Below are 22866 nucleotides of genomic sequence, written 5' to 3'. Positions count from 1 at the left end.
ACGCGGGCGGGACGCCCGCCCTCCCAGGGTGACGCCCGCCCTCTCTGGTTATGTGGTGGGCAGATCGCTGCCCTGGACGATACCCAGCGGACGATAGTTCCCAAGGCCTGGAAATACCGCACTCAACTGCGGATTCCGCAGGCGCCGGACGACAATCTCTGCCAGCACCTGCCGGTAGTCCGTCGTCACCGCCAGGTCTCCGCCGTCCAATGCCTGGCTGGCCAGACCTGGCCACGTCCCATACATTCTTCCGCCATTCACTGCGCCGCCCAGAACCAGCATAATTGATGCCCGTCCGTGGTCAGTGCCCCCGCTCTGGTTTTCCCGCAGCGTCCGGCCGAACTCGCTCATCGCCACCAGCGTGACCCGCTGCCGATAGCGCACCATGTCGTTGTAAAACGCCAGCAGGTTGCGCGCCAGCGAGTCCACATTCGTCGCATACGTGCCGGTGGTCAGTCCCTGGTTGTTGTGGGTGTCCCAGCCGCCGACATCGAGCGTTGCAATCCGCAGGCCGATGTCGAGCTTGATGAGCCGCGCAATGGTGATCAGCGCACTGCCCAGCGAGCCGGTCTGCGTTTCCGGCTGGGCGTAGCTTGCCCCATTTTCCGGGCTGTAGGCCGGGAGTGCCCCTCCCGTTGGCGGCCGCCCAATGGCATTGTTGACGTTCTGGATGGCACTGATGGCATTGAAGCCAGCCATGTGGAGCGGCGTCGTGCCGCTGTACATCCGCGTCATCGCCGGAAAGATGGTCGGATCGCCCGGCAGGGCAAAGTTGGTCAGGTTGGGCATCGCAATGGCGCTGCCACTGCCAATCAACGAACCGGGCAGACTGTTGGATGCCGCCACCGTGGGGATCGCCCCGCTCTGGCCGCCGGAAGTGGTGATATGGCGCGTAAGCCACCCGGTCGGCTGGCGCGAGGAAGGTACACCGCCTTCCATCAGGCTCTGGGCGTCAAAGTGGCTCCGGTTGGCTACCGTCAACCCTACCGCATGAACAATCGCCAGCGCGCCCGCCTGATACACATCAAGCAACGGCCGGGCGCTTGGGTGCAGCCGGAAGTCAATCCCGTTCCCGATGGGATTCGCGAGTGGCAGTCCGGCGTCCGTGCCGCTTTCGCGCAGGCGGAGATTGGACCGCGAAGCCACATAGTTCGGCTCATTGACTGGTGCCGCGAAATTCAGGCCGTCAATTCCACCGCGCAGGTAGAGCACCACAAGAATGTCATTGACGCCACTGGTCTGGCCGTAAACCAGTCCCCCGATGCGGGCCACACCGCTGGCGGCATAGGCCGCTGTCAGACTCGAACCGACAACGAATTGGCGTCTTGTAAGGGGCATACTTGGCTCCTTTTCTGTTCTCGGCTTATCGCCACCAGAAATCCGGCGACACGCACAGGCGTGCCACGGTCAGGTTGATGCGGTTGGTCACTTCTGCCGTCGTGCCCGATGGCGGCGCATCCGGGGGTGCGCTGCCGCGCAGGTACTCGATAAGCTCGTTGTACACTTCCGGCCGCACGGGCCGTCCCATGATGCGCGCAATGAAGAAATCCACGATCTGGCGGGTGGTCGTCACACCGGAGGGCAGGCTGGCGCGCAGGTTGTGCTGGATAGATGAGTAGCCGTTGGTCAGGGTGACAAGCACATTCCGCCAGCTTGCGCGGAAGGTATTGGTGTTGAGCCAGTAGGCACTGACATCGGGGAACCCGTTTGGTGGCGGCCAGGCAAAAAGCTGCTGACCGGCTTCGGTCACAAGGTTGTAGGGGGTATAACTCCCCCCGTTGTCAACCAGATTGGCATCTATCGCGCGCAGGAACGACATCATGTAGTCAAACGGCCGCTTGGTTTTCTGCCCCCACGTTTCCGCGAATTCCGGCGACAGCAGAATGGTGCGCACGACCCGCCCAAGCTGGTCGGGGGCGGACAGGTTCTCCCGCCAGGTGACAACCGCCTGTTTGATGACGCTGGGAGGCGGGTTATCGGCGATGAGTCGGCGGCAGAGCTTGCTGCACACAAAGATCGCCGTGCTTGGGTTGGCCGCCAGCAGGTCCAGGATGCGCTGCCCCTGGATCATCGGGTTGGACGATGTGGCGGCCGGAATGGGTACGTTGAGGACCGTACGCGCTGCTGGGTCGTTCCACTGGGGGACGAAAATAAACTGCCCGGTGTTGGGCAAAGTGGTACTCCCCACCCGCTGCCCGGCAGCAATAGTCCATCCGGTCAGCGCGGCTGCAATCTGGTTGACATCGTTTTCCGTGTAACCGGTGGACATCTGTCCGCTGGGGAACACCGGCGCATCGGCCGCGTTGGGGAAGTAGTTGCGTGCGCCCAGCGTGTGAAGTTCAAGCAACTCACGGGCAAAGTTCTTGTTGGGGGCGGTGTTCCGGCTGCTGACCAGGTTCAGGTAGTACATCATGGCAATGCTCTTGGTGACTTCTTCGAGCAGAACCCGGAAGTTGCCAAAGGCATGCTGCCGGAACAGGCGGTTGTAGATGGGCCAGGTGGCATAAATGCGGCCGTTGGTGCGCGCATCCACGTTGAAGTGGTCGTGCCAGAAGTCCACCAGGACTTCCCGGAGTTGCCACTTGCTGTACACGGCCCGCAGCACCGTTTCCGCGCGGACTTCTTCCAGCGGGCGCGTCCGTTCGGGAAAGCCCATGGGAATACTGAAATCACCCAGCCGCCATAACTCACTCAGCGGCTTGTTGAGCGCGGTGAGAGGGCGCAGTTCATCGAGTGCCGGATAACCATCACCGGCTGAGTAGCTGATGCGCAGGCGGGCGCTCTGGCGCTTGGCCAGAAAGAGGGCATCGTCGGCGTCATTTGGATGAAGCTGCTCTTCAACGTATGCCCTGAATCCGATGGTCCGAATGCGGTCGAGATCGCCGGGACGCGGCCCAAACCCCATGCGGTTGGCTGCAATGACTTCAAGTGGTGGACGGTCAGGAACGCCTGCCGCCTTGGTTGTGTCCTGATACAGAGGCGGATCATCGCTGGTGGTCTGGTTACTGAGGCCGGTAAACCCCTCGAACCAATGACACCAGGCGTAGGAAGCAGTAGCCGAGATCATGACGTTGTCTCCTGAAGACGTGGCCGTGGGTCTCTACACCCTGCAGGGAGAAGGAGACCTGGCGGCCAGGTAAAGCCGTTGTGTTTGTTTGAGAGAGGCGACCGGGCACGGAAAAGTTTGGATTTTTTTGACTTCCTGCCCGACAGGTTTCCGACACCATCCCAGTCCTGCCCAATCAGCACCATCCAGGCGATGAACGCAAAATGCCGAAACCGAAGCCCCGTGGCGAAGTACCCGCCGCCCGCACTCTGGACGCCTTCCGAAAAAGGATTGCTGAAGTTTTATGGGCGCAATGTAGTGTGAAATTCAGTGGTGTTGCCATCCCCCTGGCGACGGCAACCAACATTTCCCGAAGAAAGTTGGGTTCTTCCATGGCCTCTGTGACGACATCCGTTACGTCCGCGCCCACGCCACCCCGGCGCAACCTGCTGCCGTACCGGTTGGCAACGCAGATGGTGTTCGTGCTCATTCACGTCCTGCTCATCCGCGCGGCCATCCCGAACCTGGCCTGGGCCATCTATGGCATTCTTTTCTGGGCGGCGCTGGTCTATCTGACGATGCGCACAGGCCGGTGGGTGTGTGCCTGGATTTGCTGGCTGGGCGGCGCGCAGGACCTCTTTGCTCGCTTCGCCAGGGCGCGGGTGTCGTTCAACCCACGGTGGACGCAAATCGGCGTGCTGGTGGTGGCTGCCCTGTGGGTGCCGCTGGCCTGGCTGTTCTGGCGCGATGCCATGACCGCCCACACCAGCTCCATGGGCTTTGATGCCGAAAACTGGTGGTCGCACGCCCTGCACCTGGGGCTGCTGGCTTTCGTCGTCGGCAGTGTGTTCGTTCTCGGAAAACGTGGCGCTTGCCGGTACTTCTGTCCGTTTGGCATGGTGGTGGACGGATGCCGTAAGATGCACCAAGCGTCGTCGCAGCCGGGCCTCGTCACACTCAAACGCCGCCGGGTGAGTCCCACGACGCCTGCTGCTGAGGCCGCTGCCAATGCCACCACCAACCGGGGGAAAACTGCATGATTTGCCACGCCTGTGGGCGCGAAGTGCGTTTGCTGGGGAGGGTCGGACGCCTCGACCGCTGCAACGAATGTGGCGCCGACCTGCACTGCTGCCGCAACTGTCGTTTTTTTGACGCTGGCGCACGGTTTGAATGCCGTGAACCCATTGCCGAGCCGGTACGCGACAAGGCTGCCGCCAATCATTGCGAGCATTTTGCTCCAAACACAAAAGTGGCACTGACCGGCGCCTCGAAGTCCCGCACGGCTGCGGATGATGCCCGCAAAGCCTTTGAGCAGTTGTTCAAGAAAAAGAGCTGACCGCCCGACAATCTGCGCCGGCCGCTGCCAGCCGTTCTGGAGCCATGGGCATGAGAGCCAAAGACTTGATGACCAGTGACTTTGATTTCATTTCCGGCGACGCGACCGTGCGGCAGGCCCTGGAGTTGATGAACCAGACGCGCGTCCATTGCCTCATCGTCCTGCCACGCGATGAGTACGATGCCCACGGCATCATTACTGACCGCGACATCGTTTATAAGGTCATTGCCACGGGTGGCAACCTCGACAAGGCGCACGTCCACCAGGTGATGACGAAACCCATGTTCTTTGTCGAGCCGTTGCACGACATTCGCGCCATCGCCCGGCTGCTCCGGGCCCATAAACTCACCCGTGCGCCGGTTGTCGAAGTCGGAAAAATCATCGGCATTGTCTCCATTACCGACATCATCCGCCATTTCCGGTAGGCATTTTGGGTGCTGCCGCCGCATCAATGCCGGGTTTCATCCCCCGTACCCTGGCAGTAAAGGCTTGATTTTTGGCCGCGAAAAGCATTCCATCGGGGTGTATGAAAACTCACGATGGGTGACAGCCGTGCCTTGCGCGGCCGGGGTCCATCGTCAAACGCAGCCATGACCTTTCAGCAGCTTTTGTTCGTCGGTTTTGCGGCCCTGGTGCTCAGTGGCGCCGTGTCGGTGGTGCTGTTGCGCAACCCGCTCTACGGCGCTTTTGCGCTCATTACTTCCTTTGTCGGACTGTCGGCGCTCTACGTTCTGATGGGCGCGCAGTTTATCGGCGCGGCACAGATTGTCGTCTATGCCGGGGCCATTATGATGCTGTTCGTGTTCGTCATCATGCTGCTCAATGTACGCGCCGATGAAGAACGTCCGCCACGGCACCGCTTTCTCGTCTGGCTGGCGCTGCCACTGGGACTCGCATTCACGGTGCAGGTCTGGTTTGCCGTCTGGGGCATGACGGGTGAGCGCGCGCCTTCCGGCGAAGCCGGTACGGTCGAGCGGGTCGGCAAAAACCTCATGACCCGTTATCTGCTGCCGTTCGAGCTGACCTCGGTGCTGATTCTGCTGGCTGTGGTTGGTGCTTTGCACCTGGCAAAACGTGAGAAGGAGTAACGCCATGCGTTCCGGGCTTTGGGTGTTCCTGGGGTTATGTCTGTGGCTGCTGCCGGCCGGCGTCGGTCGGCCGGAAGGGCAGGCGCGCGCCCAGGATGCCGGGCGCACTGAATACCTGATGGTGGGCTATACCTCCAAGGGGCGGGTGCCAGGGGTGGCTGTGTATCGCAATGAAAACGGGACCTTGCGCGGCCGGTGGACAAACGGGCAGGCGCAGGGGCGCATTCTGACTGAAACGGCTGTCCCGCAGTCCCTGACTGACGGCATCGAAGGAACCTACGAAACGACCGGCACGAATCCTGACGGCCGGATGTACCGTGGCAAACTGGGCATCCGCAAACTCGGCGACAAGGTGTATCTCCTCGCCTGGACGAATGGCGAAACCGGCGTCGGCATTCTGGCCGGGCAGGTGCTCGTGGTCGGCTATGGTGAGCAGCCCGGTGTTGCGCTCTATGCCCTCAAAGCCGACGGCAGCGGCGATGGTGGATGGACAACCTTGGACATGCAAGGGGGAATCGGGCGCGAGCAGTTCTACGGCGGCGGCGGCTTGACCGCCACCCATCGCACCAAGGGCGTATCGCCTACGGGACAGCCCTACGAAGCCGCCGTCACGATTACCAAGGAAGGAAATGCCTACCGTCTGGCCTGGTCAACCGGAGAAGTCGGCATCGGTCTGCTGACCACCGCCAGGTGAAACGTCGGGTGAAACACTATGGTGCCTTTGTCCTGGTATCTCATCCTCAGCGCCGCCCTCTTTGCCATCGGGGCGGCCGGTGTCTTCGTCAAAAACAACATTATTTCGACCCTGCTGTGCCTGGAACTCATGCTCAACGCGGCCAATCTGGCTTTTGTGGCGTTTTCGGTGTTCCAGGGGACGGTGGAAGGACAGCTTTTCGTCATCCTCGTCATGGCGGTGGCCGCCGCCGAAGCCGGTGTGGGACTGGCGATCGTCATTGCGCTGTTCCGCAACCGCGAAACCCTCGATGTGGATGAATCCAGCCTCCTGAAACTTTGACGGCCCCTGCGTGGACGCCCCTCCGGGGACGCTGTGGATAAACGACTGGCATGTTGACCGTGATGATTCTCGCGCCCCTGTTTGGCGCACTGCTGCTGACCGTGGCTGGACGCCGGCTGGGCGAACGTCTGGCCGGGGCCCTGGCCTGCCTCGCTGTGGCCGTGGCAGCGGGACTGGCTTTCGCGGTCTTTTTTCTGAAGCTGCTGCCGGCGGCGCCGGATGCAGAAGGCGTACGCCGGGTGACGGAACGCCTCGGGATGTGGTTCAGCGTGGGCAGTCTGACCGCTGACTTTGGTCTGGCGCTCGATCCGCTGTCGGGCGTCATGGTGCTGTTCATTACGGGCGTCGGACTGCTCATCCACATCTTTGCCACCGGCTACATGCACGGCGACGAAGGCTACGTCCGCTTTTTTGCTGCGCTGAATCTCTTTGTGGCGGCCATGCTGACGCTGGTGCTGGCTGACAACCTGCTGCTGATGTTTGTCGGGTGGGAAGGTGTCGGGGTCTGTTCCTACCTGCTCATCGGGCACTACTTCACCCGGGACGAAGCCGCTGAAGCTGCCCGCAAAGCCTTCATTTACAACCGTATCGGGGATGCCGGGCTGGTGCTGGCCATCCTGCTGCTGGTGACGAAAGCCGGAAGTGTCAACTTTGCGGACATTGCACGCTGGGCGGCGCAGCAGCCCGTCGAAACACTGGGCTGGGCGGCGGTTGGCGCGGGCGGCCTGACCACCGTCGGCCTGTTGGTGCTGCTGGGGGTCACGGGAAAAAGTGCGCAGATTCCGCTGTTCGTCTGGCTGCCCGATGCCATGGCGGGGCCAACGCCGGTTTCGGCCCTCATTCACGCGGCAACGATGGTTACGGCCGGAGTCTATCTGCTGGCGCGGCTCAATGTTGTTTTCCTGCACGCGCCGACGGCGCTGGTCGTCGTTGCGGTTGTCGGCGGGGCAACGGCGCTGCTGTCCGCCACGATTGCCCTTGGGCAGGACGACATCAAAAAGGTGCTGGCCTACTCGACGGTTTCCCAGCTCGGTCTCATGGTCATGGCCTGCGGAGCCGGAGCCTTTACGGCCGGCATCTTTCACGTCACCACGCATGCCTTCTTCAAGGCGCTGCTCTTTCTGGGCGCCGGCAGTGTCATTCACGCGCTGCACGAAGAGCAGAACCTGCGGCGCATGGGTGGGCTGGGACGCTTCATGCCCCTGACCCGCTGGACGATGACGGCCGGTTGGCTGGCCCTGGCCGGTTTTCCGCTGCTGTCGGGCTTTTTCAGCAAGGATGAAGTGTTGCTGGAAACCTTCGCTTCGGCCGTGCTGCCCGGTGGACTGGCCAAAACCCTCTGGGTGGTGAGCCTGCTGACCTCGCTGCTTACGGCCGTCTATATGACGCGGCTTATGGTGCTGACCTTCCACGGGGAACCGCGTGAGGCCGTCGCCCACGGCCAGCCGCACGAATCGCCGCTGGTGATGACCCTGCCGCTGGTGGTGCTGGCCGTGTTGTCAGTGTTTGGTGGCGTGCTCGGTCTGCCGGAAGCCTTTGGCGCCCATCCGTGGATGCGCGGCTTCCTCAGTCCACTGGTGACGATGCCGACCGAGTTCACCCACGAAGCGGCTTCCCATACGACGGAACTTGTGCTCATGGGCGTTTCCGCCGCCATTGCCCTGACCGGCATTGCCGGCGGATGGTGGTTCTTTCAACGCCATCCGCTCTGGGAAGCGCCGCGCATCCTGCAGGCGAAATACTGGGTGGATGAAGCGTATGACCTGGCGGTGGCGCGTCCGCTGGAAGCCCTGGCCCGGCGCGGCCTGTGGCAGGGGCTGGATGTCTCCGTGGTGGACGGACTGGTGGGCGGCATCGGGCGCAGCCTGTCGGGACTTGGGGCTACCCTGCGTGAAATGCAGTCGGGCTATGCCCGTGGCTACGTCGTGATGATCTTTCTCGCGGCGCTGCTCATCCTGGGCTATTTCGTGTTTGGCCCCGGATAGTACGCCCGGCGATTGCATACAAACAGTGAGTGTGCCGTGACGTTCCTTGATTCCGGACTGTTGCTCGTCCTTCTGATTGTTGCGCCGGTGATGGGCGCGCTCGTCATTGCCGCTTTGGCGGCTACGTCGGCCGAAGCCGGCCGGCGGTACGCCCTGACCGTGGCGCTGACAACGGCGCTGCTGACCTGCGGGCTGTCGTGGCGGCTGATTGGCCGCCAGACCGACCCGGCGCTCGTCGTCAATGCACCGTGGATTCCCACGCTGGGCATCTGGTTTCACCTGGCCGTGGATGGTCTCAGCCTGTGGCTGATCCTGCTGGTGACGCTGCTGACGCCGCTGGCGATGCTGGCCAGTACGGCGATCACGACCCGGCGCCACATCTACTTCATGCTGGTGCTGCTGTTTGAAAGCGGGCTGATCGGCGTTTTTCTGGCGCGCGACCTGGTGACGTTCTATGTGTTCTGGGAAGTCGTGCTCATCCCGGCCTACTTCCTCATCGGCCTGTGGGGCGGGGAGAACCGTCTGGCAGCCGTCACCAAATTTTTCCTCTACACCGTTGCCGGAAGCCTGCTGATGCTTGCGGCGATCATCGGCCTCTATGTGACGCACGGTCAAGCCACCGGGCGCTATACCTTTGACCTGGAAACGCTCGTCAAGGCGCGCAATCTGCTTTCGCCGGACCTGCGCCAGTGGTGCTTCTGGGGGTTTGCCATTGCGTTTTTCGTCAAAATTCCGGTGTTTCCGCTCCACACCTGGCAGGCTGACACCTACGCCGAGTGCCCGACGCCCATCACAGCGCTGCTGGCGGGGGCTATGTCGAAAATGGGCACCTATGCCCTCGTCCGGTTTGGCGTCGGACTGTTTCCCGAAGAGGCCCAGGCGTGGGCGCTGCCGGTGCTGGTGCTGGCCGTGGTCAGCATCCTGCACGGGGCGCTGGTCGCCATGGTGCAGACCGATCTGAAACGGCTGCTGGCCTATTCATCGCTCAGTCACCTGGGGTTCGTAACGCTGGGGGTCTTTTCGTTCACGGCGTATGGCGTCGAAGGCGCGATGTTTCACATGGTGGCGCACGGCGTCACAACCGGCGCGCTCTTTCTGCTCGTCGCCATGCTGGAAACCCGGCGGCAGACGACCGACCTGGGCGAGTTTGGCGGTTTGGCCCAAGCGATGCCCCGGTTTGCCTTCCTGATGGTTCTGGCCAGCCTGGCCTCAGCCGGCGTACCGTTCACCAACGGCTTCATCGGTGAGTTCCTGACTCTGCTGGGGGCTTTCACGGCCACGCCGGGACGCTGGTTTGCCGTCGTGGCGGCCAGCGGCATGGTGTTGTCGGCGGTGTATCTGCTGACGGCCGTGCGGCGTACGCTTTTTGGGCCGCACAAAGCCACCTTCGAGATGCCGGATGCCGACTGGCGGGAAGTGCTGACCGTGGTGCCGCTGGCAGCTCTGATGCTGGTGATGGGCATCGCCCCCCGGTTCTTTCTGGAGGCCACGCGCCCGGCGGTGCCGCCGGTGGTCACGGCAACCTCCCGCCCGTCCTGAACGCCCTTACATTCACCTGAACACCCTTACATTCATCCGACGCTACGCTGGCGGCTGATCATCCGTTGGCCACGCCCACTGGCCGGACCCGCGTTGTGCCTCTGCCGCAGACGCGCCCGTGGGAAGGGTGTGCCCGTGCAATTCTTCCATGCAATTCTTCCGTCCGGGCGAGCACAGGGCTTGACAACCGCAGCTTGGTGTAGCATGTTGGCTTCAACTTGAAAATCATTTTCATTTACTAAGTTTGCCAAGTGCCGCCATGCCGCCCTGAACCCTTGACGCCCCCCAAGCAAAAAGCCTCCGGTGCGGCAACACCGAAGGCTTTGAGCACAGTGTCCACCCGGTAGGCAACAGGATGGCGCGTGTGCGCGGGCACTCTACCCGATGCGCCGTCCGCAATGAAGCTCTGACAGCCGTTTGTCCGGCGTGCAGGGAGTGGAGTGTTATGTCAAATGCAGTGATGGTGATTTCGTTTGCGAAACGCGCGGCTTTCCCTTGGTCTGGCCTCCGGGCTGGCCGTGGTTATTCGTGGATTGGTGTTCTGGTGATGGCCGTCTGGTTGGGGGTGGTGGGCATTGCCGGTGCGCAGGCTGAAGACCGGGGTGCTTTGACCGGCAGCGTAACCGATGGGCAGGGAGCACCAATCGCCGAAGCCAGTGTGCTTGTCCGCAGTGTGGCGACCGGAAGTACGCGCATGGCCCTGACGGCCGCCGATGGCACGTTTACCGTCGGCGAACTGCGCTATGGCGTCTATCAAATCCGTGTCACACGGGAAGGATTTTCAGATGCCGTCGTCGAAGTGCGGCTTGCGGCACCAAGTGCAACCCTCGATCCCATTCGCCTTGCGCCGGGGACGATCCGGGAAATCGTCACCATCACGGCCAGCCGTACCGTTCGCGACACGATGACAACGCCGGAAGCCGTTTCGGTCGTGACGGAGCAGCAGTTGCAGGAACGGCTGCCGGGGACGGCCGCCGACATTCTCCGCGATTTGCCCGGAACTTATACCCAGTCGCAGAGCTTCCAGACGCGCCCCATCATCCGTGGACTCGAAGGAAACCGCGTGCTGGTGCTGGTGGATGGCGAGCGCCTCAACCACGGGCGCACGCCGACGAGCCACGTCGGCAATGGCGTCGAGACGGGACTGGTGGATGTCGGTACGCTGGAAGCCATTGAAGTCATCCGTGGGGCCGGGTCGGTGCTCTACGGCACGGAGGCGCTGGGCGGTACGATCAACTTCATCACGCGCCCGCCGGCCACGGTGGACAGCGGGGTGCGGGTGAGCAGCGTGGTTGATCCCTTTTTCACCTCGAACGGCCCCGGTGGACGCTACGGCGGCAGCCTGAGTCTGGCGACCCGCCGCTTCACGGCCCGCGTCCGGCAGTCGTTTGAAAACTTCAGCGACTACACGGCCGGCGGCCCCGTGGAAGCCGGCTATGCCTCGGTGGTGCCACAGTTTGACCCGGTGACGCGCCGGGTGACGGGTTCGACCTACCGGACGAATGCCACGCGCGTCGAAGGTCGGTTCTTCTTCACGGAGCAGACTTTCCTGCGGTCGAGTTATGAGCGGCTTGCGTCCGCGCCCTACCGGTATCCGCTTCAGGGCACGTTCGACTTCCTGTTCAGCAACCGCGACAAGGTCAATATGGGATTCGTCGTCCGTGATCTGTCACCGGTGATTGCCAGTGTCCAGATCAGCGGCTACTACCAGTGGCAGCAGCGGCGCGACCAGGTCATCGTACGGGCGTTGCCAGCGCTGTTTCAGGTCACGGACCGGCAGATCAATCCCACGACGGGCGGCTTTGATGGGCAGGTCATCCTGACGCCGTTCCGCAACCACATCATCACGGCCGGGATCAGTTTCTACCGGGACACCAGCGCCGATGATCGGATTGTCATCCGGGGAACATTGCCGACGCCGCCTGGCGGTCTGACCCCGGCTCAGGCGCAGACGCTGGCCGCGCGCATCCGTACCGACGGCGATGTGCTGCGTTCGCTGCGCAACAGCCAGCCCCGGCGGGATGTTCCGAACGCCAACTTTCAGGACCTGGCCTTTTTCGTGCAGGACGAATACACCCCCAGCCGTTATGTGCGGCTGATCGGCGGGCTGCGGGTGGATGGCTACCGTTCACGAGCGCTGGATACACCGAGTTACGACATCTTCAACCTCATACCGCCCGGAACGGCTGGTATCAACGGTCTGGAGTCGCTGCGCCATGCGAATGTGGCCGTCACGGGGTCGGGCGGCATCGTCGTCAGCCCTATCCCGGCGGTCAGTCTCGTGGCGCGGGTGGCGCGCAGTTACCGCGAACCGAACATCTATGACCGCTACAATGCCGGGGCATCCCACACGCTTAGCCCGACGACGCGCAGTATCACGATTCCAAACCCGAACCTGCGCCCGGAAACCGGCATCAATCTCGATCTGGGAGCGAAGGTGCGCTTCACGCGGTTTTCAGGCGCCTTTACCTATTTCCGAAACAACTACGCCAACTTCATCAGCAACTTCGGCGCGCCAGTGCCGGGGCTAGCGCCGATACCCAATCCGATTCCAGGGGGCGTGCCGCTGGCCGTGCTTCAGCGCCAGAACCTCGGCCGCATCCGCATGCAGGGGATTGAAGCCGAGTTTGAAGCGCCCTTCCGGCTGCCCGATGCATTGCGGTCATCGTTCGTGACGCTGCTGGGCAATCTGAGTGTGACGCGCGGAGATGACCTGCAGGCGAACCAGCCGGTGGACCCGTTCAACTTTCCGGTCGTGCCGGTCAAAGCCGTGCTGGGGACGCGCTGGAACTCGGCCACGAACCGCTACTGGATGGAGTATCGGTCGCGCATCGTCACGACCCAGCGCCGGTTGCCGCCCGGCAGCCTCTACGCACGGCCGGGCACGGCACGCCTGGGTTTCACGGTGCACGACGTGCGCGGCGGCGTCAACTTTGACCGCGAACGCTACGGTGTGGCGCTGACCCTTGGGGTGGAAAACCTGGGCAATCGCTTTTACCAGGACCTGTTTTCACTGTTCGATGCGCCGGCGCGGGGGCGTGCGTTCGTCGCCGGAGTGCGGTTGCGGTTTTTCTAATGCTCCAGGAGCCTGTCACTTATGGACATTCAATCGCTGTTTCGTCTGCCCGAAGACCCGGACCAGATACCCATCCCTGTGCGAATGTGGCTGTGTCTGGAGTGTGGCAACTTTCACCTGGCCATCGGTGGCGCCCACTACACATTTTCGCCGGAGCAGTTTCGCCACTTTGTGCGTGGCGTCAACGAGTGCGCCGTTCACTATGGACTGAGTGGCGTCGGGTTTGCCGAAACCCTGCGCCAGTGCTGCGCCACCGATCCGTTCGGGGCGCAAAATTAGGAGATAGAGAAAAGGCACATGGCGGGCAGGATGCCCGCCCTCCCAGGGCAAAATGCCCGCCCTCCCAGGGAGAGTGCCGGTGCATGACCATTTCCCGGAACATGCCGCATGTTGTTCATTCCGACCTGACACACAAAGGAGAACCATCCGATGACTACACCAAATCCAGCGGCTGAGTTGACAACCGACGCCGGCTATACGGCCGAAGACATTGCGCAGCAGTGGTCACAGTTGCGCCAGACCGAACCCAAACTCCGCATCCGTGACGCGGCTGCAAAGCTGGGCGTCAGCGAGGCCCAGCTTGTGGCACTGGGCTGTGGGACAACGGCCACCCGCCTGAGCGCCGACTGGGGCGACTTCATCCGCGAACTGGAAGCCCTGGGGCCCGTCATGGCGCTGACCCGCAATGACGGCGCGGTGAGCGAAAAGGACGGCCACTACCGGAACGTCGAAATCTTTGCCGGGCACACCCGGATGGGGCAGGTGCTCGACAGCGGCATTGATCTGCGGCTGTTCCTCGACCGCTGGGCCATCGGCTTTGCCGTGTGCGAAGACTCGCCCCGTGGGCCGCGCCGCAGTTTTCAGTTTTTTGACGCCACGGGCACGGCCATTCACAAAACCTACCTGCGGGAAGCCAGTCACGTGGAAGCTTTCGAGGCATTGAGCAAACGGTTTGCCGCGCCCGATCAGAGCCGGGAACAGGCTGTAAGTGCCCCGCCGCCGCCAGTGGCCGAAATCCCCGATGCCGAAGTGGATGTGGCCGGTTTTCGGCAGGGCTGGCGCGAACTCAAAGACACGCACGACTTCATCCGCCTGACACATCGCTTCAAGCTGAGCCGGACGCAGGCGCTCCGTCTGGCGGAACCGGAAATGGCCTGGCAGGTGCGCCCGGACAGCTTCGGACGCATTCTCGAAGAAGTCGCCGCCGCGCGGGAAAACATCATGATTTTCGTCGGCAACCCGGGCTGCATCCAGATTCACAGCGGGCCGATTCACAACGTCAAGCTCATTGGCGAGTGGCTCAACGTTCTGGATGACGGGTTCAACCTCCACGTTCACGAGCCGAAGGTCCACAGCGCCTGGGTGGTCAAAAAGCCGACGGTGCGCGGGATTGTGACCGGAGTGGAGTTTTTCGATGCAACCGGCGAACAGATTGCCATTCTCCATGCCAAACGCCGGGAAGGTGAGACGCCCTCTCCGTTCTGGGCGGAGCTGTGTGAGTGTCTGACGCGGGTTTCATGACGCGGTTGGAACAAAGGCTTTTTGCCGCGCAGGGAAAGCCAAAACACTCCTGAGACCTGCGCGGCCGTCGGGGTACGGACGGGGTATTGGTTGGTCAGGTCGCGTACTTCGCAACTCGGCCCCGACGTTTTTTTCTTGATCCTCCGGCGCGGCTTCTGGCGGAACCGCGCCGCCTGATGAAAGGCCTGATGAAAGGGAAGCCATGATGACCCTGAGACGTTGGTGTGCCGTTGTCGGGCTGGTCAGCCTTGGCCTGGGCATTCTGGGGGCCGGGAGCGGTTGTCGGCGCGATGTGACGACCCAGGCCGCGGTGCGGACGGTGACAGACGCCGCCGGGCAGCCGGTGGCCATCCGGGATGTGTCGCGGGTGGTCGCCGCCGGCGGGTCCGTCACCGAAATTGTCTATGCCTTGGGCGCAGAGTCGTTGCTGGTGGGGTGTGACGCATCGAGTCTCTACCCGGAAGCCGCCACGAAACTGCCGCAGGTGGGGTACGTCCGGGCCCTGTCGTCCGAAGGAGTCCTGTCACTGCGTCCGACGCTGGTGTTGACCGTCCCGGAAGCCGGTCCGCCGGAGGCGCTGGCGCAGTTGCGCGCCAGCGGGACACCGGTTCTGACCGTACCGGCTGAGCCTTCACTGGAAGGCGTCAGGCGCAAGATTCGCACTGTGGCGCAGGCGCTTGACCGCGAAGCCCAGGGCGAGGCGCTCATCCGGCAGTTGGAAGCTGACATGGCGCAGGTTCAGACCTACCTTGCCGAACGGCCTTCCAGACCGAAGGTGATGTTCATCTACGCCCGTGGGCAGGGCGCGGCCAACGTCGCCGGACGCGATACGGCGGCAGCGGAGATGATTCGGCTGGCGGGTGGCGTCAATGCCTTTGATTTTGAAGGCTACAAGCCGCTGACGGCCGAGGCGGCCGTGGCCGCGGCCCCGGAGGTCATTCTGCTCCCGGCGCGTGGATTGGAAAGCTCCGGCGGTATTGCCGGGGTGCTGTCCATGCCCGGTGTGAACCAGACTCCGGCCGGGCGCAACCGGCGGATTGTGGCGGTGGATGACCTGTTGCTGCTGGGCTTCGGCCCGCGAACCGGGCAGGGCGTCATGGAACTGGCGCGGTTGCTGCACCCCGAAAACGCACCCGAAAAGTGAGCGTGGCATGGCGGCTGTGAACATCCTGGCGACCCGTCCGCAAGCCCTTCGACTTCCCGGCCACTGGCTGATTGGTGGCCTGGCTGGCGTACTGTGCGGTATCGTGTTGTTGGCCGTGGGCATTGGCGCCGTGGCCATCACACCGGCGCAAAGCCTTTCCATTCTGGCTGAGTTGATTGGACTGGACGTTGGCGTGCCCTTTACCGAACAGCAACAGGCGGTGCTGCTCACGATTCGTCTGCCACGGGTGCTGTTTGGCGCGCTGGTCGGGGCCGGCCTCGCCATGGCCGGCGCGGCGATGCAGGGCGTTTTTCGCAATCCCCTGGCTGACCCCGGCATCATCGGGGTTTCGAGCGGCGCGGCGCTGGCTGCCGTGCTGTGCATTCGCACCAACGGGTGGTTGTTTGGCAAGGCTGGCGGGACGCTGGCCGTCTATCAGTTGCCCCTTGCGGCGTTTCTTGGCGGAAGTCTGGTGGCTTTCATCGTCTATCGCCTGGCACGCCGCGAAGGAACGCTGTCGGTCGGTCTGTTGCTGCTGGCCGGCATTGCCCTGGCGATGCTGGCGGAGGCGTTGCGGGGAGCGCTCATTTTTGCCGCCACAGATGACCAACTGCGGAGCGTGACCTTCTGGAGTCTGGGGAGTCTGGGAGCCGCTTCGTGGGTGAATCTCTCGATTGTCGCTGTGCTGGCTGTCCCGGCTATGGTCTGGCTGGGACGCCTGGCGCGCCCGCTCGATGCCCTGTTGCTGGGCGAGGCCGAAGCCCGGCATCTTGGCTTCGATGTCACCACGGTCACACGCCTGGCAATGCTGGCCGCGACGCTCATCGTCGGCGCCGCCGTGGCTTTTGCCGGCATCATCGGGTTTATCGGTCTCGTGGCGCCCCATCTCATCCGGCTTGCCGCCGGCCCGGGCCACCGGACGCTGCTTCCGGGGTCGGCCCTGCTCGGAGCATGTCTGGTCGTGCTGGCGGATTTGCTGGCCCGGACCATCGTCAGTCCGGCTGAAATGCCCTTGGGGGTTGTCACAGCCAGCCTGGGTGCGCCGTGTTTTCTGTGGCTGTTGTTACGGGAGCGGGGGTTTCGGTCATGATGCTTGAAGCGCGTCAGGTTGGCGTCGTTCTGGGCGGCAAAGTCCTGCTGGACAACATTTCGCTGACCCTGCTGCCCGGTCAGGTCACGGCCCTGCTGGGGCCGAATGGAGCGGGGAAGTCCACGTTGCTCAAGGTGCTGACCGGCGATGTGACGCCGACCTACGGCGCGGTGTATCTCGATGGCCGCCCGCTGGAGGGGTGGTCGCTCGTGGAGCGGGCACGGCGGCGGGCCGTGGTGCCCCAGGAATCCTCCCTGGCTTTTCCGTTCACGGCCTTTGAGGTTGTTCTGCTGGGGCGCGCGCCGCACGTGGCTCTGCGTGAAACACCGCAGGATGTCGCCATTGCCCAGCAGGCCATGGCGCAGACCCGTGTTGACCATCTGGCTGCGCGGGCCTATCCGTCACTTTCCGGCGGTGAACGCCAGCGCGTGCAGTTTTCCCGCGCCCTGGCCCAGATTTGGGAAGCCCTGCCCGATGGGTCCGCACGGTGGCTGCTGCTCGACGAGCCAACTTCCAGCCTCGATCTGGCGCACCAGTACGAAGCGATGGCCGTGGCGCGGCAGCTTGCCCAGGAGGGCGTCGGCGTCGTGGTGGTCGTGCATGACCTCAACCTGGCGGCTTACGTGGCCGATGACATTGTGCTGCTTGACCGGGGACGCATCACGGCGGAAGGCCGCCCGGAAGACGTGCTCACGGCGGAGCGCATCCGGGCCGTATTCGGGCTGGATGTCGTCGTGACGCCACACCCGCATCACGGCCGGCCCTGTGTCGTGCCGCTTCCGCCGTCCCGGCCGGGCAGTGAAGGGCGGCGGGAACGCCCGATGTCCTCACCGATCCTGCGTTTCCGCCTGGTTTCACGGTAGGCGCATGTACGCGAGTGGCGAGTAGCGAGTGGCGAGTGGCGAATCGAGGCCCGTCTGCCCGGCTGTGTGACGGATCGCTACGCGCTGGCTTGGGCGACGAGTTCCCACTCGGCGTAGAGGGCTTCGAGCCGCTGCGTCAGCTTTTCGTACTGCTGGTGAAACTCGCTGTAACGAACCGGGTCGGTCGCCACTTCCGGCGTGGCCATGGCGGCGGAGACCGTGGCCAGGTCGGCCTCGGCGCGGGCAATGTCGGACTCGATGGCTTCCACGGGGCGCACCTTGCCCCTGGGTTTCTTTTTGGCTCCGGGTGATGTCCCGGTGGGGGCGGCTGGGGGCGCAGCCGGTGACGGAGTATGCGCCTGAGCATGCGTCTCGGCCGGCTGGGCAGCGGGTCTGGCGGTCTCGGCGGCTTTGGCGCGCCGGGCGGCTTCGCGCTGCTCCGCCTGGCGGATTTCCCACAACTCGCTGTAGCTGCCGTCAAAATCGCGGCTGCTGCCGGGTTCAAGCCAGAGCAGGCGGGTGGCGACGTTGTCCAGAAAATAGCGGTCGTGCGACACGATGAGGCACGTGCCCGGATACTGCACCAGCGCCATTTCCAGCGCCTCGCAGGAGGGAATATCGAGGTGGTTGGTCGGCTCGTCGAGGATCAGCACGTTTGAGCGGCTGTAAATGAGCTTGGCCAGCGCCAGCCGGCCCCGCTCACCGCCGGACAGGGTACGGATGGGTTTGAATACATCGTCGCCGGTAAACAGAAACCGGGCCAGAAATGACCGCAGCTCGAATTCAGTGGCCGACGGGTTGACGCTTTGGAGTTCAGCAAAAATCGAGTTGGCGAGGGTCAATGACTCCAGCCGTTGGTCGTAGTAGGCGGTTTTGACGCCCGTTCCCCAGCGTAGCGTGCCGGTGACCGGCGGCAGGATGCCGAGCAGCGTTTTGAGCAGGGTGGTCTTGCCGGCACCGTTGGGGCCAACGATACCCAGCCTTTCACCCCGGCGGACCACCAGATTGAAAGGGCCGGCCACCGCCTTGCCGCCATACCCCACGCGGAGGTCTTCGAGCGTGAGAACCCATTCGCCCGAACGCGGCACGTGCTTCATCGAGAAGTTGCCCTGCGGGGCATCCACCGTGGCGGCTTCGATGCGCTCCATACGGGCCAGCAGGTTGCGCCGCGACTTGGCCTGTTTGGTCTTCTGTCCGGCGATGTTGCGCCGGATGAACTCTTCCTGGCGGGCAATCTCTTCCTGCTGTTTTTCGTAGTGCCGCTGCTGGATTTCCCGCAGGGCATCCCGTTTGGCGACATATTCGGTGAAGCCGCCCGTGTAGGAAGTCGTCCTGCCACGGTCGAGTTCGATGGTGCGGGTCGTCACCCGGTCGAGAAAAAAGCGGTCGTGGGAAATGACCAGATAGGCAGCGGCATAGTTGGTCAGGAATTCTTCCAGCCACTCGATAGCGCGCAGATCGAGGTGGTTGGTTGGCTCGTCAAGCAGCAGGAGGTCGGGTTGCCGCAGCAGCAGCATCCCCAGGTGGAGGCGGCCCTGCTGGCCGCCGCTCAGCCGGACGGCCGGCTTGGAAAAGTCCTCCCTGGTGAGGCCGAGACCGAGCAGGACTTCCTCGGTGCGGGCCGGGTAGGTGAAGCCCCCCTGTTCTTCAAAACGGTGCTGGAGTTCGCTGTAGCGTTCGAGCAGGTCTGCCAGGCAGTCTGAACCCTGCCCCGGTTCAGCCATGGCGTGTTCAAGCTGGCGCATCTCGCGCTCCATGGCCTGGAGTGCGGAAAAGACACTCAGGGCCGCTTCCAGCACGGTCACTTCCGGGGGGAAGTGAGGGTGTTGCTCCAGAAGGCCGAACGACAGGTTGGTGGCGCGGATAATCTGCCCCCGGTCGGGTTGGTCCAGTCCACACAGCAGCCGCAGCATGGTGGATTTGCCGGCCCCGTTGCGCCCGACGAGGCCAATCTTTTCGCCTGGATTGACCTGACATGTCACGCCGCACAGGATGTCGTGCCCGCCGTAGCTTTTGTGGACATCTTCAAAGCGAAACAGCATACGTCCAACCGCTCACCCTTCAGGTTTCGTGTTGCTGGCACGGTCCGGGTGAAACGGCGATTGTGCCCATCCACAGTGACTTCGGCAAGCGCCCTTGACTGCATTGAAGGGCCTTTCCAGAAAAGACATATCGCCGAAACGATACATTTCAGTCATGATGAGCGCGTTCGGCCCAGCAAGGCACATCTTTATTTTCAGGGTAGCGCCTATGTCGGTTTCGTCTTCACCTTCCGTTGCGGTTGTCGTCAGCGTGGCTGAAAGTCACCGGGAACGCATGGCCGAAGTCGTGGCCGCTTTGCAGGCGGCCGGATTGACGGTGGCCCGCCAGCTGCTTGCACTTGGCCAGGTGACAGGTTCTGTGCCACGGGAGCGTCTGCCCGAGCTTGAACGGGTGCCGGGCGTGGCCTACGTTGAACTGTCGGGTGATTATCACGCCCTGTAAATACCGAACGGAAGAACGGGCTGTGGTGCCGGCCCTGAACGGTGTCCGGCGTCCGGCGCGATCTCCGTACTGACGCCATGAGGGTCAAGATTTTCTACCACGATCACTGTTTCGATGGTGCCTGCTCAGCGGCCGTCTTTGCCTGTTTTTACCGGCGGGCTTTTGACGCACAGACCGAGTTCAGTTACGCCGGCCTGATGCACCGTCCGGGGGGCAGTTTTGGCGAGATGCAGTTTGATGCTGATGAGCATGCCCTCCTCGATTTCAAGTTTCATCCAAGTGAAAAAATCACCTGGTGGTTTGACCATCACCAGAGCGCCTTTCTGACCGTCGTGGATGAAGCTCTGTTCCGGGCGGATACGAGTGGCAGGAAGTTCTTTGATCCGAGTTACAAGTCCTGTACCAAGTTCATTGCCGACATTGCGCGCGACCGGTTCGGAGTGGAGCTGCCGGAACTGGCCGAGTTGATTCACTGGGCGGACATCATTGACGGAGCGCAGTACCCGGATGCTGAAACGGCCGTCAATCTGACTGCTCCGGCCATGCAACTGACGCTGGTGCTGGAAGGGTCGAAAGACCATCGGCTGCGGCAATCCATCGTCAAGGCACTGCAGGTACGCTCGCTGGCCGAAGTCGCTGCCGAGCCGGAAATCCAGGCGGCCTTTGCGCCCATCCGGGCGCGTCATGAGCGCGCCATCGAGATTTTCCGTCAGGTGGGCGAATGTCACGACGGCGTGGTGTTCTTCGATCTGACCGGCTACGACATCGAAGGCTACAACAAGTTCATTGCCTACTGGCTGTATCCGCAGGCGCGCTATAGCGTCAGCGTCAGCCGTGGCGCCTATCGGTCAAAAGTGTCGGTTGGTTACAACCCCTGGAGCGGACGCCCACGCGAGCACAACATTGCCAGTATCTGCGAGCGGTATGGCGGCGGCGGGCACGCGGTGGTTGGGGCTGTCTCGCTGGCGCCGGAAGCCCTGGAGCGTGCCAAGGTCATTGCGCGTGAAATTGCCGCCGAACTGCGGGATGTGTCCACCGGTGAAACTACCGGTGAAACGGTGTAGGTGACGTGCCGTGCAACCCATTCTCTCTGCGGCCCACATGGCCGAAGTTGATCGGCTCACCAGTGAGCAGTTTGGAATTCCCGGACTGTTGCTGATGGAAAATGCGGCCGTGGGTGCCACCCTGGCCATCGAGCAGCACTTTGGTCCGGTTCAGCGGCGGCGCGTCCGGGTGTTTTGCGGCAAAGGCAACAACGGCGGTGACGGCGCGGCCGTGGCGCGACAACTCTGGATGCGCGGCGCACAGGTCGAAGTGCTGCTCTTCGGGAAACGCGAGACGGCCCGTGGCGATGCGCGCGTCAATTTCGACATCGTGGCGCAGTTGGCGCAGGCGTCGCCGCAGATTCGGCTGGTGGAACTTCAGAGTGAAAGCGACTTCGCGGCCCTGCTCAACAACAGCCCCTCGCGGTTCAACCTGCACGTGGATGCCCTGTTCGGGACAGGACTGGCACGCGGTCTGGAAGGGATGTTTGTCAAGGTGGTGGAGTACCTCAACAGCACTCGCCCGTACGTCCCGGTTTGCTCTCTGGATATACCTTCCGGTCTGGCAGCCGATCTGCCCCATCCGGTGGGTGTCCACGTCGTGGCGGATTTGACCGTGACCTTTACGGCACCAAAGGTGGCCAACGTGCTGCCGCCGGCCGGACACGTCAACGGAAAACTGCGGGTGGTGGACATCGGTTCGCCGGAGTCTCTGCTACGCGCCACCCCGAATCACCGGGCGACGTTGTTTCTGGTCACGGAAGAGGGGGTGCGGGCGTACCTGGAGCGCACCCGCCGGATGCCGGATGCGCATAAAGGTCATGTCGGGCATGTGCTGCTGACGGCCGGGTCGCGTGGAAAAACCGGCGCGGCGGCACTGGCGGGCGAAGGCGTGCTGCGCGCCGGGGCCGGACTGCTCACCATGGCGATTCCGGCCAGCGCCCAGGCTCTGCTCGTCAGCCAGTGTCTGCCGGAAGCCATGACGCTCGCCTTGCCGGATGACAGCCACGGCCGGCTGACGGAAGAGGGCCTGCGCGCCGGTTTTGCGGCGGCAAATCAACATACGGTCTGTGCCATTGGGCCCGGATTGGGTACGGACCCGGCCGTGCGTCGCCTTGTGCAGTGGATTGTGCAGGAAGGGCAGTCGCCTGCGGTGCTCGATGCCGATGCCCTCAACTGCCTGGCGCCCTGGCAGACCGGACGCGGCACACCGGAGCGCCCCATCATCCTGACGCCCCATCCGGGAGAGATGGCGCGGCTGCTGGGGGTGTCCGTCAATGATGTGCTGGTTGACCGGCTGGGCGCGGCCCGTCGCCTGGCTACGACCCACCATCTGTTTGTGGTGCTCAAGGGGTACTACACGCTGATTGCGACGCCGGAAGGTGACGTGTACATCAACCCGACGGGCAACGCCGGCATGGCCACGGGAGGTAGTGGTGATGTTCTGACCGGCATCGTGGCCGGTTTGCTGGCACAGACGCCCCATCTTCCCCTTGAAGCCACTCTGGCTGCGGTCTATCTGCACGGGAAAGCGGGCGATCTGGCAAACGAGGCGCTGGGAGAACGTTCGCTGGTGGCTTCCGACATCCTGCGTTTTCTGCCCCAGGCGTTCAAATTCCAATCCTCAGCCGGGTAA

At 63.1% G+C, this 22866-nt stretch carries 20 protein-coding genes; 17 read left to right on the top strand and 3 right to left on the bottom strand.

All coding sequences use genetic code 11. The features are described 5' to 3' along the window. Positions 1-48 precede the first annotated feature (48 nt). Entirely contained in the window at positions 49-1338 is a 1290-nt protein-coding gene (locus tag CABTHER_RS06705; protein WP_014099852.1) for a DUF1501 domain-containing protein, read from the bottom strand. A 25-nt stretch (positions 1339-1363) separates the two neighbouring features. Further along, positions 1364-3067 carry a DUF1800 domain-containing protein gene (locus CABTHER_RS06700; protein ID WP_014099851.1) on the bottom strand — a complete coding sequence of 568 codons (1704 nt, stop codon included), beginning with the start codon at positions 3065-3067 and terminating at the stop codon, positions 1364-1366. A 371-nt stretch (positions 3068-3438) separates the two neighbouring features. Between CABTHER_RS06700 and CABTHER_RS06695 the strand changes: the two genes are divergently transcribed. From CABTHER_RS06695 to CABTHER_RS06630, 14 genes are all read left to right on the top strand, one after another. Continuing rightward, positions 3439-4086, top strand: coding sequence for a 4Fe-4S binding protein (locus CABTHER_RS06695; protein ID WP_014099850.1), 648 nt, complete (start codon positions 3439-3441; stop codon positions 4084-4086). After that, positions 4083-4382, top strand: a complete 300-nt coding sequence (locus CABTHER_RS06690) for a hypothetical protein (protein ID WP_014099849.1) — start codon at positions 4083-4085, stop codon at positions 4380-4382. The genes CABTHER_RS06695 and CABTHER_RS06690 overlap by 4 nt, the downstream gene beginning before the upstream one ends. Before the next feature lie 50 nt (positions 4383-4432). Beyond that, positions 4433-4807, top strand: coding sequence for a CBS domain-containing protein (locus CABTHER_RS06685; RefSeq protein ID WP_187288349.1), 375 nt, complete (start codon positions 4433-4435; stop codon positions 4805-4807). Positions 4808-4972: 165 nt separating this feature from the next. Continuing rightward, positions 4973-5470 carry an NADH-quinone oxidoreductase subunit J family protein gene (locus CABTHER_RS06680; protein WP_014099847.1) on the top strand — a complete coding sequence of 166 codons (498 nt, stop codon included), beginning with the start codon at positions 4973-4975 and terminating at the stop codon, positions 5468-5470. Positions 5471-5474: 4 nt separating this feature from the next. Next, the gene (locus CABTHER_RS15685) at positions 5475-6164 is read left to right on the top strand and encodes a hypothetical protein (protein ID WP_014099846.1); all 690 of its coding nucleotides are present in this window, start codon (positions 5475-5477) and stop codon (positions 6162-6164) included. Between the two features lie 18 nt (positions 6165-6182). Further along, positions 6183-6485: an NADH-quinone oxidoreductase subunit NuoK gene (gene nuoK, locus CABTHER_RS06670; protein ID WP_014099845.1), complete on the top strand. Its 303-nt coding sequence runs from the start codon at positions 6183-6185 to the stop codon at positions 6483-6485. 50 nt (positions 6486-6535) lie between these two features. Continuing rightward, positions 6536-8470 (top strand): NADH-quinone oxidoreductase subunit L, encoded by a 1935-nt coding sequence (gene nuoL, locus CABTHER_RS06665; protein WP_014099844.1) that lies wholly within the window; start codon positions 6536-6538, stop codon positions 8468-8470. 36 nt (positions 8471-8506) lie between these two features. Continuing rightward, the gene (locus CABTHER_RS06660; RefSeq protein ID WP_014099843.1) at positions 8507-10009 is read left to right on the top strand and encodes a complex I subunit 4 family protein; all 1503 of its coding nucleotides are present in this window, start codon (positions 8507-8509) and stop codon (positions 10007-10009) included. Positions 10010-10616: 607 nt separating this feature from the next. Continuing rightward, on the top strand, positions 10617-13085 hold the full coding sequence (locus CABTHER_RS06655; protein ID WP_407060090.1) for a TonB-dependent receptor: 2469 nt from the start codon (positions 10617-10619) through the stop codon (positions 13083-13085). Between the two features lie 21 nt (positions 13086-13106). After that, a complete protein-coding gene (locus CABTHER_RS06650) occupies positions 13107-13364 on the top strand; it encodes a hypothetical protein (protein ID WP_014099841.1) in 258 nt (85 codons plus the stop codon). Positions 13365-13514: 150 nt separating this feature from the next. Then, on the top strand, positions 13515-14606 hold the full coding sequence (locus CABTHER_RS06645) for a hemin-degrading factor (protein ID WP_014099840.1): 1092 nt from the start codon (positions 13515-13517) through the stop codon (positions 14604-14606). Positions 14607-14811: 205 nt separating this feature from the next. After that, a complete protein-coding gene (locus tag CABTHER_RS06640) occupies positions 14812-15750 on the top strand; it encodes a heme/hemin ABC transporter substrate-binding protein (protein WP_148264062.1) in 939 nt (312 codons plus the stop codon). Between the two features lie 7 nt (positions 15751-15757). Then, positions 15758-16840: a FecCD family ABC transporter permease gene (locus CABTHER_RS06635; protein WP_014099838.1), complete on the top strand. Its 1083-nt coding sequence runs from the start codon at positions 15758-15760 to the stop codon at positions 16838-16840. Next, positions 16837-17703: a heme ABC transporter ATP-binding protein gene (locus CABTHER_RS06630; RefSeq protein ID WP_228374033.1), complete on the top strand. Its 867-nt coding sequence runs from the start codon at positions 16837-16839 to the stop codon at positions 17701-17703. The genes CABTHER_RS06635 and CABTHER_RS06630 overlap by 4 nt, the downstream gene beginning before the upstream one ends. Positions 17704-17780: 77 nt before the next feature. Here CABTHER_RS06630 and CABTHER_RS06625 read toward each other — a convergent pair whose 3' ends face one another. Next, the gene (locus tag CABTHER_RS06625; protein WP_014099836.1) at positions 17781-19745 is read right to left on the bottom strand and encodes an ABC-F family ATP-binding cassette domain-containing protein; all 1965 of its coding nucleotides are present in this window, start codon (positions 19743-19745) and stop codon (positions 17781-17783) included. A gap of 208 nt (positions 19746-19953) precedes the next feature. On the opposite strand from CABTHER_RS06625, the gene CABTHER_RS06620 reads away from it, so the two are divergent. The 3 genes from CABTHER_RS06620 to CABTHER_RS06610 all read left to right on the top strand — a co-directional run bounded on the left by CABTHER_RS06620 (position 19954) and on the right by CABTHER_RS06610 (position 22866). Next, a complete protein-coding gene (locus CABTHER_RS06620) occupies positions 19954-20187 on the top strand; it encodes a hypothetical protein (RefSeq protein ID WP_014099835.1) in 234 nt (77 codons plus the stop codon). Positions 20188-20264: 77 nt separating this feature from the next. Then, positions 20265-21251, top strand: coding sequence for a hypothetical protein (locus CABTHER_RS06615; RefSeq protein WP_014099834.1), 987 nt, complete (start codon positions 20265-20267; stop codon positions 21249-21251). 10 nt (positions 21252-21261) lie between these two features. Then, complete coding sequence (locus CABTHER_RS06610) at positions 21262-22866, top strand: bifunctional ADP-dependent NAD(P)H-hydrate dehydratase/NAD(P)H-hydrate epimerase (protein WP_063174132.1); 1605 nt, start codon at positions 21262-21264, stop codon at positions 22864-22866.

Source organism: Chloracidobacterium thermophilum B (assembly GCF_000226295.1).
In the GTDB taxonomy this organism is placed as follows: domain Bacteria; phylum Acidobacteriota; class Blastocatellia; order Chloracidobacteriales; family Chloracidobacteriaceae; genus Chloracidobacterium; species Chloracidobacterium thermophilum.
Note: the sequence above shows the minus strand (reverse complement) of the source record. Positions and strands in the feature narration are given on the sequence as shown.